Source organism: Streptomyces olindensis, assembly GCF_040645895.1.
GTDB lineage: Bacteria > Actinomycetota > Actinomycetes > Streptomycetales > Streptomycetaceae > Streptomyces > Streptomyces olindensis.
The window spans coordinates 1-14414 of sequence record NZ_JBEYZD010000066.1; the positions used below are offsets into that span (position 1 = coordinate 1).

At 67.9% G+C, this 14414-nt stretch carries 12 protein-coding genes; 4 read left to right on the top strand and 8 right to left on the bottom strand.

Features of this window, described 5'->3' with window-relative positions:
- Nucleotides 1–104: 104 nt before the first annotated feature.
- A complete protein-coding gene (locus ABZ948_RS31775; protein ID WP_359765354.1) occupies nucleotides 105–1487 on the bottom strand; it encodes a serine hydrolase domain-containing protein in 1383 nt (460 codons plus the stop codon).
- 52 nt (nucleotides 1488–1539) lie between these two features.
- Entirely contained in the window at nucleotides 1540–3021 is a 1482-nt protein-coding gene (gene dnaB / locus ABZ948_RS31780) for a replicative DNA helicase (protein WP_359765356.1), read from the bottom strand.
- Nucleotides 3022–3482: 461 nt separating this feature from the next.
- On the opposite strand from dnaB, the gene ABZ948_RS31785 reads away from it, so the two are divergent.
- The gene (locus ABZ948_RS31785; protein WP_359765358.1) at nucleotides 3483–4820 is read left to right on the top strand and encodes an MATE family efflux transporter; all 1338 of its coding nucleotides are present in this window, start codon (nucleotides 3483–3485) and stop codon (nucleotides 4818–4820) included.
- Between the two features lie 232 nt (nucleotides 4821–5052).
- On the opposite strand, the gene rplI is transcribed toward ABZ948_RS31785, so the two are convergent.
- From rplI to rpsF, 4 genes are all read right to left on the bottom strand, one after another.
- Nucleotides 5053–5499, bottom strand: a complete 447-nt coding sequence (gene rplI / locus ABZ948_RS31790; RefSeq protein ID WP_010032778.1) for a 50S ribosomal protein L9 — start codon at nucleotides 5497–5499, stop codon at nucleotides 5053–5055.
- 18 nt (nucleotides 5500–5517) lie between these two features.
- Entirely contained in the window at nucleotides 5518–5754 is a 237-nt protein-coding gene (gene rpsR / locus ABZ948_RS31795) for a 30S ribosomal protein S18 (protein WP_003949403.1), read from the bottom strand.
- Between the two features lie 45 nt (nucleotides 5755–5799).
- Nucleotides 5800–6384, bottom strand: coding sequence for a single-stranded DNA-binding protein (locus tag ABZ948_RS31800; RefSeq protein WP_094054814.1), 585 nt, complete (start codon nucleotides 6382–6384; stop codon nucleotides 5800–5802).
- A gap of 71 nt (nucleotides 6385–6455) precedes the next feature.
- Complete coding sequence (rpsF, locus tag ABZ948_RS31805) at nucleotides 6456–6746, bottom strand: 30S ribosomal protein S6 (protein ID WP_003991486.1); 291 nt, start codon at nucleotides 6744–6746, stop codon at nucleotides 6456–6458.
- A 264-nt stretch (nucleotides 6747–7010) separates the two neighbouring features.
- On the opposite strand from rpsF, the gene ABZ948_RS31810 reads away from it, so the two are divergent.
- The 3 genes from ABZ948_RS31810 to ABZ948_RS31820 all read left to right on the top strand — a co-directional run bounded on the left by ABZ948_RS31810 (nucleotide 7011) and on the right by ABZ948_RS31820 (nucleotide 9758).
- The gene (locus ABZ948_RS31810) at nucleotides 7011–7328 is read left to right on the top strand and encodes a hypothetical protein (RefSeq protein ID WP_031115198.1); all 318 of its coding nucleotides are present in this window, start codon (nucleotides 7011–7013) and stop codon (nucleotides 7326–7328) included.
- Nucleotides 7329–7492: 164 nt separating this feature from the next.
- On the top strand, nucleotides 7493–8614 hold the full coding sequence (gene femX / locus ABZ948_RS31815) for a peptidoglycan bridge formation glycyltransferase FemX (protein WP_359765362.1): 1122 nt from the start codon (nucleotides 7493–7495) through the stop codon (nucleotides 8612–8614).
- Between the two features lie 112 nt (nucleotides 8615–8726).
- Nucleotides 8727–9758 carry an alanine racemase gene (locus tag ABZ948_RS31820; protein ID WP_359765363.1) on the top strand — a complete coding sequence of 344 codons (1032 nt, stop codon included), beginning with the start codon at nucleotides 8727–8729 and terminating at the stop codon, nucleotides 9756–9758.
- 83 nt (nucleotides 9759–9841) lie between these two features.
- Here ABZ948_RS31820 and ABZ948_RS31825 read toward each other — a convergent pair whose 3' ends face one another.
- Both ABZ948_RS31825 and ABZ948_RS31830 read right to left on the bottom strand, forming a co-directional pair.
- Nucleotides 9842–11353 carry a glycosyltransferase family 87 protein gene (locus ABZ948_RS31825; RefSeq protein ID WP_359765412.1) on the bottom strand — a complete coding sequence of 504 codons (1512 nt, stop codon included), beginning with the start codon at nucleotides 11351–11353 and terminating at the stop codon, nucleotides 9842–9844.
- A gap of 121 nt (nucleotides 11354–11474) precedes the next feature.
- Nucleotides 11475–14123, bottom strand: a complete 2649-nt coding sequence (locus ABZ948_RS31830) for a transglycosylase domain-containing protein (protein ID WP_359765365.1) — start codon at nucleotides 14121–14123, stop codon at nucleotides 11475–11477.
- Nucleotides 14124–14414 lie beyond the last annotated feature (291 nt).

Genomic DNA, 14414 nt, shown 5'->3' on the forward strand with positions numbered 1-14414 from the left:
GCGGACGGTGTCCAGCAGATGGCCGACGCGCCGGCGGTTGGTGGGTGAGGTGACCAGGGCACCGAGCAGTGCACGTGAAACAGGCCGCCCCTTCATGTCACCGCCTAGCCGATCCCCCGCCAGCCCTCGGGATCCACGCCACCTGGCACAGGAGCCCCTTCGTCGTACGGCTGACGCGTGAACACGAAGGATCCGAGGTCCAGGTGGCTCACGGACCCGTCCGGCCGCCGTACGGCCTTCAGGAGCTCTCCGGCGTAGTAGCCCTCCAGGCCGGTCCAGGTGCCGTCGCCGTTCGGACGGAACCGCGAACCGCGGCCACCGCCGGACAGCGGCCCCAGCGAGAGGATTCCGTCGGCCGTGAGGCGGAGCGCGAAGGCATGAGTCCCCCAGTACCACTGGCCCGTGAGCTCCAGCACGGACGGATCGACCTCCCGCAGCGGTTTCCACGGTGCGGGGATACGCGGTTCCGCCTCGGCGACGATACGGACCAGGTCAGAGGCGACGGTGAACAGCAGCGGACCGGAGGTGCAGTTGGCCAGGACGACCGCCGCCACATCGTCCTCGACACTGATCATGAGGCAGGCGAGGAAGCCGGGCAGCGAACCGCTGTGACCGACGAGAGACCGTCCGTCCCGTCGCCGGATCTCCATGCCCAGACAGTAGGCGTAACCGCTCGCCACGTCCGACGCTTCGTGGGGCGCTGCCGGTGTCCTCATCTCCCGCAGCGACTCCGGGCTCAGCACCCGCTCGTCGCCGTTGACCAGGAAGGCCGCGAACCGCGCCAAGTCACCCGTGGTCGACCAGAGTTGGCCGGCCGGGGCCATGCGTCCCAGATCCTCGGTGGGCTCGTGCAGCATCGCATCGGCCCAGGGATGCACGGCCCAGCCACCCGCATGCGGCGCCTGCGGCCGCACGCTCGTGCGATGCAGCTCCAGAGGTTCGAGCACTTCGCGCCGAAGGACGTCCTCCCATGAGTCGCCGCGCAGCTTCTCGACGAGGGCGCCGAGCAGCGCATAACCGGGGTTCGAGTAGTGGAACCGGCGGCCGGGAGGGGACAGCGAGGGCCGCTCGCCCAGCACGTCCGCGATCTCGGGCCGCAGGGATCCGGGACTCCGCTCCCACCACGGCCCCGGGGTCTCGGCCGCCAGCCCTGCGCTGTGCGCGAGCAGTTCGGCGATGGTCGCCTCCCCCACGCCGGTGCCCGGCAGGTGCTTCTCCAGCGGATCGCCGAGGTCCAGGGCACCCTCGTCGCGCAGCCGCAGGACGAGGACCGCGGTGAAGGTCTTGGTGATGGAGCCGATCCGGTACTGCACGTTCTCGTCCGGCGCATGGCCTTCCACCGAGGTCCGTGCGCCTGTCCACACCGGTTTCCCGTCCCGCACGACGGCCGCGACCAGTGACGGCGCCCGTCCCTCGGCCTGGGCGACGGCGATCCGGTGCAGCAGCGCGCGACGCGTGCCGGGAAGCAGCTCTCCCTGAGATGTCATGGATCCCAGTCCACCCGGCCCGGCGTACCCGCGTCGAGCACATTTGTGGCTGTCAGGTCTGCGCCATGTCCACGAATCGCGAGTAGTGGCCCTGGAAGGCGACCGTGATCGTCGCCGTCGGGCCGTTTCGGTGCTTGGCCACGATCAGGTCGGCCTCGCCCGCGCGGGGCGACTCCTTCTCGTAGGCGTCCTCGCGATGCAGCAGGATGACCATGTCGGCGTCCTGCTCGATGGAGCCGGACTCACGCAGGTCGGACACCATCGGCTTCTTGTCCGTGCGCTGTTCGGGACCGCGGTTCAGCTGGGAGAGCGCGATGACCGGGATCTCCAGCTCCTTGGCCAGCAGCTTGAGGTTACGGGACATGTCCGAGACCTCCTGCTGCCGGCTCTCGGCCCGCTTGGACCCGCCCGACTGCATCAGCTGGAGGTAGTCGATGACGACCAGCCTGAGGTCGTTGCGCTGCTTGAGGCGGCGGCACTTGGCACGGATCTCCATCATCGACAGGTTCGGGGAGTCGTCGATGTAGAGCGGCGCCGCCGAGACGTCGGGCATGCGCCGGGCCAGACGCGTCCAGTCCTCGTCCGTCATCGTGCCGGACCGCATGTGGTGCAGGGCGACCCGGGCCTCGGCGGACAACAGACGCATCGCGATCTCGTTGCGCCCCATTTCGAGGGAGAAGATCACGCTCGGCAGGTTGTTCTTGATCGAGCAGGCTCGCGCGAAGTCCAGCGCGAGCGTGGACTTACCCATGGCGGGACGTGCGGCGATGACGATCATCTGACCCGGGTGCAGCCCGTTGGTGAGCGAGTCGAAGTCCGTGAACCCCGTGGGCACACCGGTCATCTCGCCGCTGCGTGAACCGATCGCCTCGATCTCGTCGAGCGCGCCCTCCATGATGTCGCCGAGCGGCAGGTAGTCCTCGCTGGTCCGCTGCTCGGTGACCGCGTAGACCTCCGCCTGGGCGCGGTTGACGATCTCGTCGACGTCGTCGTCGGCCGCGTATCCCATCTGTGTGATGCGCGTGCCGGCTTCGACCAGGCGGCGCAGGACGGCCCGCTCATGGACGATCTCCGCGTAGTAGGCGGCGTTGGCCGCCGTCGGAACCGTCTGGACGAGCGTGTGCAGGTACGAGGCACCGCCGACCTTGTTGATCTCGCCGCGTTTGGTGAGCTCGGCCGCGATCGTGATGGGGTCGGCCGGCTCGCCCTTGGCGTAGACGTCGAGGACGGCCTGGTAGATCGTCTCGTGGGCCGGCTTGTAGAAGTCGTGGCCCTTGAGGATCTCTACGACGTCGGCGATGGCGTCCTTGGACAGGAGCATGCCGCCGAGGACGGACTGCTCGGCCTCGATGTCCTGCGGCGGTACCCGCTCGAACGACGGGCTCGAGCCGCCGTCCCACCCCCCGTTGTCCCGGCCTCGCTCGTGCTGCTCGTCGCGGCCGCGGCCTCCATCGCCCCGGCGGCGGGAGGCGGGCAGACGATCACTGGGACCGCTGTCGGCCCACGGGTCGTCCAAGGGCTCGGAAATGCTCAACCGAGCCACCTCCTCCCGTCCGCCGCAGCAGACCTCGCCATGCCCCTCTTTTCTACGGCACGGCACTGACAAATGAGAGGCCCAACTCCGTTTGACGGACGCCGGTTTTGTGGTGTTTTGAAAACCGGCGGACGGAGCGGGCGCCGGACCACCGTAGGCCCGTCGGCACCGTCAGCCAATCTGGTTATCCACAGGCCATGTGGACGACGGCCCAGATGCTGTGGAGAACTCCGCGAAACCTGTGCACGACCCGGTGGACAGCCCTGTGAACAAGCCTTGGGCAACATCAGACAGACGACCCTGACCTGCACTTTTACCGTCCACCGGCTGTGCAGAAGAAAAACTTCCCCAACCGGGCCAAGATCGCTTCGAATGGTGCACAGGAGTGCGTACCGCTGGACGGAAAGTAAGGGTCGCAAAACCTTTGCATCTCTTACCTGTGGACGATTAGATTGGTGCACATGACACAGGCCCCCGCGCGCCGCCGAGCCGGCCGGAGACAGCACGACCGAGAGATCGTCGCACTGGCCGTTCCGGCCTTCGGCGCGCTGGTCGCCGAGCCCCTCTTCCTCATGGCCGACACCGCCATCGTGGGCCATCTGGGCACGGCCCAACTCGCCGGCCTCGGCGTCGCCTCGGCCCTGCTGATGACCTTCGTCAGCGTCTTCGTCTTCCTCGCCTACGCCACCACCGCGGCGGTCGCCCGCCGGGTCGGCGCAGGGGACCTCCAGGCCGCCATCCGCCAGGGCATGGACGGCATCTGGCTGGCGTTGCTCCTCGGCGCCGCCCTGGTTGCCGTGGCACTGCCCACCGCACCCCACATCGTGGACCTCTTCGGTGCCTCGGACGCGGCGGCCCCCTATGCGACCACGTACCTGCGCATCTCCGTGCTCGGCATACCGGCCATGCTCGTCGTCCTCGCCGCGACCGGTGTCCTACGGGGCCTACAGGACACCAAGACCCCGCTCTACGTCGCCATCGCCGGCTTCGTCGCCAACGGCGCTCTCAACGCGGGACTCGTCTACGGCGCCGGCCTGGGGATCGCCGGCTCCGCCTGGGGCACGGTCATCGCCCAGTGCGGCATGGCGCTCGCCTACCTCGTGGTGGTCCTGCGGGGAGCGCGCAAGCACGGTGCCTCGCTGCGTCCGGATGCCGCCGGGATCAGAGCTTCCGCTCAAGCCGGTGTGCCTCTGCTCGTGCGCACGCTCTCCCTGCGGGCGATTCTGATGATCGCCACCGCGGTCGCCGCTCGCCTCGGAGATGCCGACATCGCCGCGCACCAGATCATCCTGTCCTTGTGGAGCCTGCTCGCCTTCGCCCTCGACGCCATCGCCATCGCGGGTCAGGCCATCATCGGGCGCTACCTCGGAGCCGGTGACACACAAGGCGCCCGGGAAGCATGCCGTCGCATGGTGGAGTGGGGTATCGCCGTCGGCGTCCTCCTCGGCGTCCTCGTCGTCGTCACCCGACCGGTGTTCCTGCCCCTGTTCACCAGTGACCCGGCAGTCAAGGACGTGGCACTGCCCGCCCTGGTCATCGTCGCCCTCTCGCAGCCGATCTCCGGCATCGTCTTCGTCCTGGACGGAGTGCTGATGGGCGCCGGCGACGGCCCCTACCTGGCCTGGGCAATGCTGCTCACCCTGGCGGTCTTCACGCCCGCCGCCCTGCTGGTCCCGGTGTGGGGCGGTGGGCTCACCGCTCTCTGGGCCACGATGACGCTGATGATGACCGTGCGGATGCTCACCCTGTGGCTCCGTACCCGCTCGGGCCGCTGGATCGTGACGGGCGCGACCCGCTGACCGTTTCACGTGAAACAGGCCGACTGTTTCACGTGAAACCGGGTGTGCGCGCAGAACGTGTGTTGCCCAGAACGCGGTGTTTCACGTGAAACACAGAGGCGGGAACACCGAGACGGGAACACCGAGAGAGAAGACGGAGACGGGAAACAGGAAGCCACTCGGCAGACACGACGATGGGGCCGCACCCCGCAGGGTGCGGCCCCATCGCTCACTGCTTCAGCGAGCGCGGCACTCAGGCCGCGACGACCTCGATGTTGACCTTGGCGGCAACCTCGGGGTGCAGACGCACGGACGTCTCGTGGGCGCCCAGCGTCTTGATCGGCGAGCCCAGCTCGATGCGGCGCTTGTCGACCTCGGGGCCACCGGAAGCCTTGATCGCGGAAGCGATGTCGGCCGGGGTGACGGAACCGAAGAGACGACCGGCGTCGCCGGAGCGGACGGCCAGACGGACCTTGACACCCTCGAGCTGGGCCTTCACCTGGTTGGCCTGCTCGATGGTCTGGATCTCGTGGATCTTGCGAGCACGACGGATCTGCTCGACGTCCTTCTCGCCACCCTTGGTCCAGCGGATCGCGAACTTCCGCGGGATCAGGTAGTTGCGAGCGTAACCGTCCTTGACGTCGACGACGTCGCCCGCGGCGCCGAGGCCGGAGACCTCGTGGGTGAGGATGATCTTCATGAGTCGGTCACCCTTCCCTTATCGCGCGGTGGACGTGTAGGGCAGCAGCGCCATCTCACGGCTGTTCTTGACGGCCGTGGCGACGTCACGCTGGTGCTGCGTGCAGTTGCCGGTCACGCGGCGGGCACGGATCTTGCCGCGGTCGGAAATGAACTTCCGCAGCATGTTCGTGTCCTTGTAGTCCACGTACGTGACCTTGTCCTTGCAGAAAGCGCAGACCTTCTTCTTCGGCTTGCGCACAGGCGGCTTCGCCATGGTGTTTCTCCTGTGTGATCAAGAAGTGTGGGTACGAACCCGCCCTTAGAAGGGGGGCTCGTCCGAGTAGCCGCCGCCACCGCCGCCGGAGTTTCCACCCCAGCCGCCGCCACCGCCCTGGTTGCCACCGGCGGGAGCGCCGGTCGCCCACGGGTCGTCGGCGGGAGCGCCGCCGCCCTGCTGGCCGCCACCGGGGCCGCCGCCCCAGCCGCCGCCACCCTGGCCACCGCCGCCACCGCCGCCGTAGCCGCCCTGGCCACCGCGGCCGCTGGTCTTGGTGACCTTGGCCGTGGCGTTGCGCAGGCTGGCGCCGACTTCCTCGACGTCCAGCTCGTAGACCGTGCGCTTGACGCCCTCACGGTCCTCGTAGGACCGCTGCTTCAGCCGGCCCTGCACGATGACGCGCATGCCTCGCTGGAGCGACTCGGCGACGTTCTCCGCCGCCTGACGCCAGACCGAGCAGGTCAGGAAGAGGCTCTCGCCGTCCTTCCACTCGTTCGTCTGGCGGTCGAAGGTGCGGGGAGTGGACGCGACACGGAACTTCGCGACGGCCGCACCGGAGGGGGTGAAGCGCAGCTCGGGGTCGTCGACAAGATTGCCGACCACCGTGATGACGGTCTCGCCTGCCATGGGGGAACCTCTCGGCGGGTTTGCTCTGGCTGCTTGCTACTCGAATCCCGGGATCAGCTGAGCGTGTGGGCTCAGTGGGTCTCGGGACGGAGGACCTTGGTCCGGAGGACCGACTCGTTCAGGTTCATCTGGCGGTCGAGCTCCTTGACGACCGCAGGCTCGGCCTGCAGGTCGATGACCGAGTAGATGCCCTCGGGCTTCTTCTTGATCTCGTACGCGAGACGACGACGGCCCCAGGTGTCGACCTTCTCGACCTTTCCGCCGCCGTCACGGACGACAGAGAGGAAGTTCTCGATCAGCGGGGAGACAGCGCGCTCCTCGACGTCGGGGTCGAGGATGACCATCACCTCGTAGTGACGCATGTGGAACCCACCTCCTTTGGACTCAGCGGCCACGGTCGTTCCGTGGCAGGAGGGTTGTGATGCGTAGGCAACGGTATCGGCCACCACTGACAATCAGGGGTTCTGTGGAGAAGCCCTTGCCGTGACATGGGCAGACACCGGTGCGGACGGTACAGACTACCCGCACAGCGGCTTGCGGTTGAAATCCGGTCGCGAGGGCAGCCAATCTGTACACATCGGGTGTGTATGGCGCTACGATGCGCCGACTTTCGCAGGAGGTGCCCTATGGCACAGGCATTGCGACCCAACACCGCCGGCGGCCTCTTCGCCACGGACGGAAAGCCCCACCCCCTCCAGGACACCCTGCTCGCGGTGACCCTGGTGCTGGGCATCACGTCGTTCGTCACGGCACTGGTCGACGACGACCTGCACCTGCTCAGCTCCTGGACCGGCTTGGTGGGCATTCTCACCGGCGCGTACGGCCAGTGGATCTCGGAGACGACCCGTGAGCGGTTCGGCCTGATCCTGGGGCTGGGCGCGGCGGGCGTCGGGTTCTTCCTGGGCATGGCGCACGGCGGTCTCTTCGGTGGGCTCATCGACTGACGCCAGGGGCACTCCTTTCGAACACCGGGTGACGCCACGGCCGCCCACGGCCGCGGCGAAGGTGCCGTACGCCCAACCGGGGCGCTCCCAAGGCGCAGTAGGCTTCGCGCGAGAGCCGGAGCCCCTGAACCCATGGGGACACACCAGCCCGAGGAGCGCCCCGAATGAGCCTGACCCTGAGGACCATCAGTCGAGAGCAGCATCTGGCCTACATCCAGAGCCTGCCGTCGGCGAGCCACATGCAGGTCCCGGCCTGGGCTGACGTCAAGGCGGAGTGGCGCTCCGAGAACCTCGGCTGGTTCGACGACCGCACCGGCGAGCTGGTCGGTGTCGGTCTGGTCCTCTACCGGCAGCTGCCCAAGATCAAGCGCTACCTCGCGTACCTGCCCGAGGGCCCGGTCATCAACTGGTTCTCGCCGAATCTGCAGGAATGGATCGAGCCGATGCTGGCGCACCTGAAGCAGCAGGGCGCCTTCTCCGTGAAGATGGGCCCCCCGGTGATCATCCGCCGCTGGGAGGCCGCCTCCATCAAGCAGGGCATCCAGAACCCCGACGTCAAGCGGCTGCGTGACATCGAGGCCGACCACATCGAGCCGCGCGCCTTCGAGGTCGCCGACAAGCTGCGCCGCATGGGCTGGCAGCAGGGCGAGGACGGCGGTGCCGGCTTCGGCGACGTGCAGCCCCGCTACGTCTACCAGGTGCCGCTGGCGAACCGCTCCCTGGAAGAAGTCCACAAGAACTTCAACCAGCTGTGGCGCCGCAATATCAAGAAGGCCGAGAAGGCCGGCGTCGAGGTCGTCCAGGGCGGCTACCAGGACCTCGAGGAATGGCAACGGCTGTACGAGATCACGGCCGTGCGCGACCACTTCCGGCCGCGCCCGCTGTCGTACTTCCAGCGCATGTGGACGGCCCTCAACACCGAGGACCCCAACCGCATGCGGCTGTACTTCGCCCGGCACAACGGCGTGAACCTGTCGGCGGCGACGATGCTGATCGTCGGCGGCCACGTCTGGTACTCCTACGGCGCCTCGGACAACATCGGCCGTGAGGTGCGGCCGTCGAACGCCATGCAGTGGCGGATGCTGCGGGACGCCTACGCGCTCGGCGCCACCGTCTACGACCTGCGCGGCATCTCCGACTCGCTGGACGAGACCGACCACCTCTTCGGCCTGATCCAGTTCAAGGTGGGCACCGGTGGTCAGGCGGCCGAGTACCTCGGCGAGTGGGACTTCCCGCTGAACAAGCTGCTGCACAAGGCGCTCGACATCTACATGTCGCGTCGCTGACGTCACGTTCAGTGCTTCCATACCTCTGACATCGCAACCTCTGACACCGCAACCCCCGACACACGGCAACCGCTGATACACGGCGACCACGAGAAAGGTTCCAGGTCCGGCCATGGCGCTCACGCTCTACGTCGACACCGCGCGCTGGCGGGCGCACCACAAGCACGTGCAGGAGCAGTTCCCGGGCCTCGTGCCGGTCTGCAAGGGCAACGGCTACGGCTTCGGGCACGAGCGGCTGGCGGAGGAGGCCACACGGCTGGGCTCGGACGTCCTCGCCGTCGGCACGACGTACGAGGCCGCCCGGATCAAGGACTGGTTCGGTGGTGACCTGCTGGTGCTGACGCCGTACCGGCGCGGCGAGGAGCCGGTGCCGCTCCCGGACCGCGTGATCCGCTCCGTCTCGTCGATAGACGGTGTGTACGGTCTCGTCGGCGCCCGCGTGGTGATCGAGGTGATGTCCTCGATGAAGCGCCACGGCATCAGTGAGCAGGACCTGCCCCAGCTGCACGCCGCGATCGAGAACGTCCGCCTGGAGGGCTTCGCCATCCACCTGCCGCTGGACCGCACCGACGGCTCGGACGCCGTCGAGGAGGTCATCGGCTGGATGGACCGGCTGCGTGCGGCCCGGCTGCCCCTGCACACCATGTTCGTCAGCCACCTCAAGGCCGAGGAACTCGCCCGGCTCCAGCAGCAGTTCCCGCAGACCCGCTTCCGTGCCCGCATCGGCACGCGGCTGTGGCTGGGGGACCACGAGGCCACCGAGTACCGGGGCGCGGTCCTGGACGTCACGCGCGTCGCCAAGGGCGACCGCTTCGGCTACCGGCAGCAGAAGGCCGCCTCGGACGGCTTCCTGGTGGTCGTGGCGGGCGGCACGTCCCACGGGGTGGGCCTGGAGGCCCCCAAGGCGCTGCACGGCGTCATGCCGCGCGCCAAGGGCGTCGCCCGCGCCGGCCTGGCGACGGTGAACCGGAACCTTTCTCCGTTCGTCTGGGGCGGCAAGCAGCGCTGGTTCGCCGAGCCGCCGCACATGCAGGTCTCGATCCTGTTCGTGCCCGCGGACGCGCCGGAGCCGAAGGTGGGCGAGGAACTGGTGGCCCATCTGCGGCACACCACCACGCAGTTCGACCGGATCGTGGACCGCTGACCGACGCGGTTCAGCGCAGAAGGCCGTACACGGCTTCCGTGTACGGCCTTCTGCTTTCAGGGAGTCGGCCTGGGGCCGTTCGCTCAGAGTGAACCGTCCGAGGCGCCCTGCTTGCCCCACTCGACCGGCGGCCCGTCGAACCGGGCGCCCTCGTGCTGCCGGGGCCGGGCCGCGGGACCGAGGACGAAGACGTCCTGCGCACCGTCGAGCACCCCGCCCGAGGGGTCGTCCTCGCCGGACCTGCGCACCGGGTCCCGATCCGGCATGAAGATGTCCCGCACGACCATGACGCACAGGTACAGCGTCCCCAGCAGATGCATGCCGATGGCCCAGTGGTAGCCGTCGGTGGGCAGGCCCTTGTGGGCGTCTCCGCTGGTCGTGTACGCGAGGTACATCCAGATCCCCAGGAAGTACGCCACCTCGCAGGCCTGCCAGATCAGGTAGTCCCGCCACTTCGGCCGGGCGAGCGCGGCCAGCGGCACCAGCCACAGCACGTACTGCGGTGAGTAGACCTTGTTGGTGAGGATGAACGCCGCGACGATCAGGAACGCGAGCTGGGCGAAGCGCGGGCGGCGCGGTGCGGTCAGGGCGAGGGCCGCCACACCCGCGCAGCACACCAGCATCAGCAGCGTGGCGAGCGTATTGACGATCTCGGTGCCGAGCGGGTTGTCGGAGTTCTGGGCCATGATCAGCCAGAAGGAACCGAAGTCGACGCCCCGTTCCTGGCTGAACGTGTAGAACTTCGACCAGCCCTCGAAGGCGAAGAGCATCACCGGCCCGTTCACGACGACCCAGGCGATGATCCCACCGCCCAGGGCCTTGGCGAAGTCCCGCCACTTGCCCGCGCGCCAGCACAGCACCAGCAGCGGCCCGAGAAGCAGGAAGGGATAGAGCTTGGCCGCCGTGGCGAGCCCCAGCAGGACGCCGAACGCCAGGGAACGGCCACGCGACCACATCAGCATCGCCGCGGCCGTCAGAGCGACCGCCAGCAGGTCCCAGTTGATGGTGGCCGTCAGCGCGGCGGCGGGCGCCAGGGCGACCAGCAGGCCGTCCCAGGGACGCCGGGCGTGGGTGCGGGTCACACAGACGGCGATGACCGACGCGCACACCATGAGCATCCCGGCGTTGACCATCCAGTACCACTGCTCCTGGTACTGGATGGTGCCGCTGCCGGGCGTGAGCCAGGAGGCGACCTCCATGAAGACACCGGTGAGCACCGGATACTCCAGGTACTGCATGTCGCCGGGGAGCCGGTCGAAGTACGGCACGAGCCCGTCGGCGAAGCCACGCCCCTGGTAGAGGTGCGGGATGTCCGAGTAGCAGGCGTGCGTGTACTGGGAGCTCGCACCGAAGAACCAGGCCCCGTTGTAGCAGGGCGCCTTTTGGACGAGGCCGAGGGCGAACATGCCGATCGCCACCAGCGCGATCACTCGCACCGGAGTCCACCAGGACGCCCCGAGCAGGGCGCGCCGCCCGAGCGGGCCGCCGATCAGCTCGCTGCCGGCCGCGGCGACCTCGTCCTCCTTGGTCGGCCGCACCGGCTCCGGCTCGTGGACGCTCGCTCGCGTCGAATCTGCACTGGGCATGCCGCACATCCTGCCGTACGTGTCTAGCAATACGCCGAGGGCCGCCGTACCCAGTGGGTGCGGCGGCCCTCGTTTCACGTGAAACAGCCTGACGTTTCACGTGAAACACCCAAGCCGGACGATCGGTCGGCTATCCGGCGGGACCTCCGAAGATGCCTCCGTTGCCATTGCCTCTGGTGTTGCCACCGTCCAGATTCGTGTCGGTCGGCGTGGGCTCGGGACTCGTTCCTCCGTCCGCGCCACCACTGTCCGCGCCACCGTTCTGGCCGCCGCCGTCACTCTCGCAGCCGAAGAAGCCACAGGTGTCGCTCGGCGAGGGCGACGGGAGCGTCGGGCTCTCGCTGGGCGTCGCACTCGGCGACTCGGACGCAGTCTCGCTGGGCTCCACGCTCGGGCTCGGGGTCGGGGACGGAGCGCCCACCGCGTCCTGGACCTCGCCGATCTTCTCGGCCTCCGGGAAGCCGAGGTCGGGCTTGCCCTGCAGCGCGGCCTTCATGTACTCGGTCCACACTTCGGTGGGGGTGTCACCACCGTGGATGGACTTCTCACCCGCCGTGCCGTTCATGGAGAGCAGCTTGGCGCTCTTGGGGTCCTCACGGAACATCGCGATCGAGGTCGACAGCTGCTGGGTGTAGCCGACGAACCAGGCGGACTTGTTCTCGTCCGTGGTACCGGTCTTGCCGGCTGCCGCACGGCCCAGGGCCAGTGCCTTCTTACCCGTACCGTTCTGGATGACGTTCTCCAGGACGTTCGTGACGTTGTTCGCCACGTTCTCGGGCATCGCCTGCGTGATGCGCGGCTTGTCGAAGCCGTCGATTTCCTGCCCGTTGAACTTGACGCTGGTCACCGAGTACGGGGCGGCCTGCTTGCCGGCGGCGGCGAACGTCGCGTAGGCGTCGGCCATGCGGATCGCGCTGGGGGTCGAGGTACCGAGTGCGAACGACGGGTTGAGCGTGGCGAAGCTGGCGTCCAGGATGCCGGCCTTCTCGGCCACGTCCCGCACGTTCCTCATCCCCACGTCCATGCCGAGCTGCACGAACGGGGTGTTGACGGACTGCTCCATCGCCTTGCGCAGGCTGATGTAGCCCCAGGGGTGGTCGCTCTCGTTCTCCTGGTAGAAGGGCGTGTTGTCCTTCTTCAGGACCCAGGTGCCGTCGTTGTTCCTGACCTTGAGGTGGTCGTTGCCGTTGTACTTGCTGAGCGGCGAGAGGGGACCGTCGCTGCGGTAGGTGCCGTGCTCCATGGCCGCGGCGAGCACGAACGGCTTCCACGTCGAACCGACGGGGACACCCGAGGTGTCCGCGTTGTTGTTGAAGTGGCCCTTCTCGTAGCCCGCGCCGCCGTAGAGCGCGACGATCGCGCCGTCCTTGGGCTTCACCGACGCCGCGCCGAACTGGACATGCTTGTCCAGCTCACGGTTCTCCGGATCGAGCTTCTCGTCCTCGACCTTCTTGACGGCCTTGGCCAGCGCCTCGACCTTGCTCTTCTCGAAGGTCGTCTTGATCTGGTAGCCGCCCTGATCGAACTGCTGCTCCGTGATGTTGGAGTGGTTCAGGACGTACTTCTTGGCCGTGTCCACCAGGTAGCTGATCTGGCCGCTCATGCCCTTGGTCGCCTTGCGACCCTGCGGCATGGGGTACTCCTTGATCGCTTCCTGGTACTGGGCGTCCGTGAGCTTGTTGTCGTTGTGCATCTGCTGGAGGATCCAGCCCCAGCGTTCCTTGGACCGCTTGAGGTTGGCGTCCTTGTTCGCCGACTGGTCGAGGCTCTCGTTGCCCGCCGGGTCGTAGTACGTCGGACCCTTGAGCAGAGCGGCGAGGAAGGCACACTCGCTCGGCTTGAGCTGGTACGCGTCCTTGCCGTAGTAAGTCTGTGCGGCGGCCTGGATGCCGTAGGCGCCACGCCCGTAGTACGAGGTGTTCAGGTACCCCTGGAGGATCTCGTCCTTGGAGAGCTTCGTGCCCACCTTGATCGAGATGAACATCTCCTTGAACTTACGGGTGACCGTCTGTTCCTGGCTCAGGTAGGTGTTCTTGACGAACTGCTGGGTGATCGTCGAGCCACCCTGGGTGTCGCCGCCCCGGGCCATGTTCGCCAGGGCGCGGGCGATACCCATGGGGTCGACGCCCGAGTCCTTGTAGAAGGTCTTGTTCTCGGCCGAGATCACCGCCTGCTGCATGGCCTTGGGGATCCGGTCGATCGTGACGTTCTGCCGGTTCTGGCCGCTGCCCGTCGCCACCATCTGCTGGCCGTTGGACCAGTAGTAGACGTTGTTCTGCGACAGGGCCGCCGCGTTCTCCTCGTTGGGGACACCCACCATGGCGTATCCGATGCCCGCCACGGCCACCAGGCCGCCGAAGAACCCGATGCACAGGCCAGAGACGAGCTTCCAGGAGGGCACCCAGCGCTGCCAGCCGTACTTGCCGGCCCGCGGATAGTCGATCAGCCGTTTCTTGTCGGAGACGGCTGCGCGCCCTCGGCCCCGCCCCGGCCCGGCCGAGGCGCCGAGAGCGGCGCGCCGGCCACCACGGGCCGGCTCGGCGGCTCTGCGTCGGCCGCCTCCGCTTCTCTGCGCCGCACGCCGGGCCTCGGCACGGCCGCCGTACGGACGCTCCTCACCCCCCGAGCCGTAGGAACCCGACCCATAGGAGTCGGACGGAGACTCGGTGGCGCCTCGCGGTGCCGCGCGGCGGCCGGAGGACGGGCCGGACTGGCCGCGTCGGGCCGCGGCACGTCCGCCTTCCTGCGACTGCGGCGGTTTGCGACGGTGCTCGCTCATCGAACGACTACTCCTCGGGCAGGCGCACTCCTGCGCGCCTGGAAACGGCGGCTGGTTTCCGGTCCCCCCGAAGTACGGATGCGGTCGGCTCCGCATTCATCGGTCCCGCATGCACCCGTACTACACCGAAGACGACGACGCTCTCAGACGTCACTTGGTTCCCGGTGATGTGCATGGCGCACAGACTACGCACCGCCAAAACCTGCCGAGCCCCAAAGTTCACCTCAAATCAGGCAACTCGTGTCCGATGAATCGGTGATGTGATCCCGTTCACCACACCCCCTCTTGTCG